4 protein-coding genes are annotated in these 4,480 nt (G+C 31.9%); 3 read left to right on the top strand and 1 reads right to left on the bottom strand.

What is annotated here, in order from left to right; translation table 11 throughout:
• On the bottom strand, positions 1-219 hold a 219-nt coding region (locus ACNPQM_RS43675), incomplete at its 3' end, for a plasmid mobilization protein (RefSeq protein WP_418088361.1).
• A gap of 261 nt (positions 220-480) precedes the next feature.
• Here ACNPQM_RS43675 and ACNPQM_RS43670 point away from each other — a divergent pair.
• From ACNPQM_RS43670 to ACNPQM_RS43660, 3 genes are all read left to right on the top strand, one after another.
• A complete protein-coding gene (locus ACNPQM_RS43670) occupies positions 481-3,141 on the top strand; it encodes a pLS20_p028 family conjugation system transmembrane protein (RefSeq protein WP_375877794.1) in 2,661 nt (886 codons plus the stop codon).
• A 19-nt stretch (positions 3,142-3,160) separates the two neighbouring features.
• Positions 3,161-3,532, top strand: coding sequence for a hypothetical protein (locus tag ACNPQM_RS43665; protein WP_375877795.1), 372 nt, complete (start codon positions 3,161-3,163; stop codon positions 3,530-3,532).
• A 598-nt stretch (positions 3,533-4,130) separates the two neighbouring features.
• Positions 4,131-4,480, top strand: a 350-nt coding sequence (locus ACNPQM_RS43660) for a MerR family transcriptional regulator (protein ID WP_418088360.1), incomplete at its 3' end; no start/stop codon positions are given.

Genomic DNA, 4,480 nt, shown 5'->3' with positions numbered 1-4,480 from the left:
GCTTCTAGCCATCTGATTAAGATTATTTCCTATTGCTCCTATTTGGCGGTTTAATTCTTTTACGTCTTTTCTTTCGTTTGCTCCTTTAGGAGCTTTTAAATTTAGTAATAAAAACTTTGCAATTGCGTTAATACTCATGCTGTATTCATTAGATATTTTCTTCGCCTTATCCACTTCTTCTGCTGTTAATCGAAATTTAACTTCCTTAAGATTACTCATTTACAACCCTCCACACCATGTATTCTTTAATTATAAGTAATTAAACAAAACAATAAAAGTATTTAATGTTTTGCAAGCATACTAAAATGGGCCCATGCTCTCGCATGTTTCCATTTTAGGCTTGTTGGGGGTTTTCCCCCAATCCCCCTATATCAAAAATTTTTAGAAAAATTTCATTTTACCCCTTATGGAAACAAAGTTTCCATGCTAAATTAAGAGCATAAACAGAAATTAGCTAATTTAAATTAGGGGAGGAATTATGTGAATAAATTTAGAAAGTTTCTTGTACCAATATTAATATTTTTAATAGCATTTATAATTTTAACTCCATCAGTTCAAGCAGCAATTTGGGATTCCTTATGGTCAGATGGAGGGGATGAAAAAACAGTAAACTTTTTAAAAAAGTATCAAGATTATTTATCGTATGGAAACTTTTTTACGGTAATGTTTCATTGGATGGGATGGGCATTGATTAAAGGACTCTATTTTCTAACAAATGGGGTTGAAGGGTTAATACCAGACTCCTTAAGTTTGTTGAGTTTTTTAGATGATTCAGGAATACAGGGTATTACAAAAGCTATTATTAATGATCTTGTAGTAACACTCATGGTTTTGACTTTGGTGTACTTAGGATTTAAAACTGTTATTGCAAAAGAGCCTCCAAAATTTAAGTCATTAGGAGTAAATATATTTATTTCAGCTTTTCTTATTTTGGGATTACCCACTTTGATGACTACAATGCAAGATATTTCTAAAAACTTCTTTTACGCAACACAAACTGCTGGGAACAATGAACAAGTTTCAAGTTTATCCTGGAATCTCATTCAAGAAAATGTGGCTGATCTACTTTACATATCATCTCAAGGATTTTCTACTCTTGATAATAAAGAAAATAAAAGAAATGAATTAACACCTGACTCATTCAAAATAACTAATTTAAATGCGTTAATCACTTCAGACACTATCGATGATGTTGAGGGTGAAGAAGTAAAACATCTTGCGTATAAACTCGATACAAATGAAAACGGTAAAGTCATTGCAGATAAAATTAAAGGAGGAGTATTTGCTTTTTTTAATGACTCTTTTAAAGAAGGATATTTCCGTTATCATGCTAATTTCACACCCATGATAATAGGGTTAGCTGCTCTTCTTGTTGCTTATGTTTTTACTCTTTTTATTTTTGTTACTACAATCATAGAAATTGGTTTTAAAAAGGTTGTAGGATTATTTGTATTTGCCACTGATTTAGAGAATGGACAACGAACAAAAATGGTTGTACAGGACATATTAAACGCTTTCCTTTTAATTGCTTTTACAGGATTAAGTTTAAAAATGTATACTGTGTTTCTTTCGTTTTTAGCAAGCAAGCAACCAAACATTTTTATTTATGTAATTGCGATTATTTCCTCAACTTTCGTTTTAATTAAAGGTAGCAACACCATTATGCGCTATTTTGGTGTAGATGTAGGATTGAAAGAAGGGTTTGGTCAACTTGTAGGTGCATTTGCGCTTGGTCGAGCAACAACAGGAGGATTTAAAAGGTTAAAAAATCTAGGGAATTCCAAAAACAATGACAGTAACAATACGCACGATCAAAATGTAAATAAAGATAGGTTAAATAATCAATCAAATAATAATAAGAAATCGATTAATGATAGTGTTTCAGGTAATAACAAAAATAGAAATCAATTGGGTGATTTTTCTAAAGAAAAATTGAGTAGTAATGGATTGAGTAATAGTATTAATTCAGATGGTAAGATGGAAGGTCTTTCTACTGCTGCTGTTGAAACTTCTGGAGTCGCTACAAACGTAGCTAACGCACTTCAAGGGGAAAAGGGTTTAAATCAAAATAAACAGTCTTTAAATAGCAATAACGAACTTTCTAATGACCCTTCATCATCAATAAAAAGATATGATACGTCTAACAATGGCCAAGAATTACAAGAAAAAAATGCAGGAGATAACGCAACAATAACGCCAACTAATCAAAGGCAGACACTTCAACAAGATGTTATTAGCAGTGTGAATGATCGCGCAAATGGTAAAACACAATCGAATGAAGAAATTTTAGCAGAAATGAAATTAAAAGAATCATTAAATCCGAATGGAAATGTGGATGTAAATGCAGCAAGTAATATGCGATTAACTCCTGAGAATAAATCAATTAATCAACAAAGCAGCGAAGGGATTATTAATCGTACCAGACAAGAAGTTGCAGCTGGAAGCTCGGCTAATCATTCTATGCAAGATGCTGTTCAAAATATGAAGGCTAATACAGTGAATAGCGCTCCATTAAAACAAAGCATAGAACAAGATGTTAAATCCGTTCCACAGTCTAACCATATAGGCAAGCAATCCATTGTACAAGATATACAATCTAGCAACGGACAGGCAGTGTCGCAACGTCAAACGGTGATTCAAGATGTTCAAAATAGTTCCGAAACGGCACCGAATAGACAACGTGTCGTACAAGAAATAGAGCAAGCAAAAATAGCGACACCGCAACAAATACAACAAAATGTACAGCAAGTTCTTACAACAGCAAGGCTTCCACAAGAAGCACATCAAACAGTTAAGAGAGTAATAGAAGATGTTCAAAAACAAGGAAATATTGCTCCTGAAACACTCAAAATGAAAGTTGTTCAAGAGCTAGAAAAAACATCTTTTGGAGCAAAAGAACCAATTAAACAAGTCATCTTGCAAGATGTTCAAAAGGCATTTTCATCTACTCCAGAACCAGTACAGCAGAGTATTAAACAAATAGTTGAATCAACCCAAGATACAAAGAAAATCGGGCAACCAACAGAAAATAAAAAAGTTGAATCAAGTTATTTTGGCTCGTTGTTTGGAGAAAAGGTAAGTAATTATGAGAAGGGGAAAACGAAAAAAGGTTCTAGATTTGACGTCTTAAGAAATTTATAAAAAGGAGATTAGACTCAACATGGCTAGAAAAAAGGATCCACAAGAGGAATTAGAATTAGCGCTTAAATTAAGGGAAGAAGCAGACAAAAAGATTGCTGAAGCTAAGAAAAAATTAAAAGAAGAAGAAGAAAAAAAAGCTGTTAAATTAGCTAAAAAACTGATGAAAACATACGGAACTGTTGATTTTATAGAAATAAAGGAGAAAATAGCACAAGAATCAACTTCTCAAAACAGTATTTCAATAAATAGATTTTCATCTGTAAACTTAGAGTATATACAAACCCTTTCTGAAGATGATATAAATTATCTTCGTAGCACTGCGGAAAGATTAAGAAACAATGAATTCATACTATCTCAAGATGTAATAGACGAAATTAGACGGAGATTTTAGTATGATTGCTGTTCAAGTGATTGCTACCATTTTCCTATTAATAATTGTGGGATTTCTTTTCCTAAAAGGAATTAAATATTTGTTGGCAACAGGTTCTTTCTTCCTGCGATTAGTTTTGAAGTTTGGTGCTGTTTTAGTTACATTAAGCATACTTGGGTGGATTGTTCATTTTCTTTCGTAGTTAATATTGATTAACACTTTAAAAATTGAAATTTACTAGTTAACTAGCAAAGAGGACTCTAAAAGAAGTCCTCTTTACTTTATTATCAAAGCATAACAGAAATTGCATGTAACACCATCGCCACTAAAATTGGAGAAATTTCTAAATGAAATTCTTTAAATTGCATTCTCAAATCAAATCACCTCTCTTTTTATTTTTTTATAATAGATTTTTAAAGATTAAGTTATTCCAATTCATATGTACGACCTCACTTTATACTCTCTTGCACACTTAAACATCACGTTTAAACAGCCTTACTTCTTTTTTTATTTTCTATTTTAAAATGAGCGTGTAAAATGATTCATAAGCATTCTCATGAAAAAATAAAGGAAAATAATTGTGTTTTCTAGAATCACTGAACATAAGAAGATGGTAAACATGTGGGGTGAGAAAGTGAGAAAATGGTTTACAATTTCTGAAGCAGATAAAGAAACCGGTATACCACATCAAACGCTTAGACGATATTTAAATAATCATGTTCACCACTTAATCATAAAGAAAAAACATAAAAGCTATTTGATTGCTGAAGAGTCGCTTCAAATTCTCCTTAAAATTAGAGAATTGTATTCAGAAGGTAAAACCATAGAAGATGTAGAAAATGCTCTTACTGAACAGGGAATACCCATGAATATTACTGTGAATGATGATGAAAATGAAGTGAGCATAAACATAGGGGAAACCTTGATACACCTACAAAAGGACATGAGAGAACAGAAAGAATATAATGA

Source organism: Streptomyces sp. NPDC056231 (genome assembly GCF_048270745.1).
Classification (GTDB): Bacteria; Actinomycetota; Actinomycetes; order Streptomycetales; family Streptomycetaceae; genus Streptomyces.
This window is presented reverse-complemented; position numbering and strand designations above follow the sequence as displayed.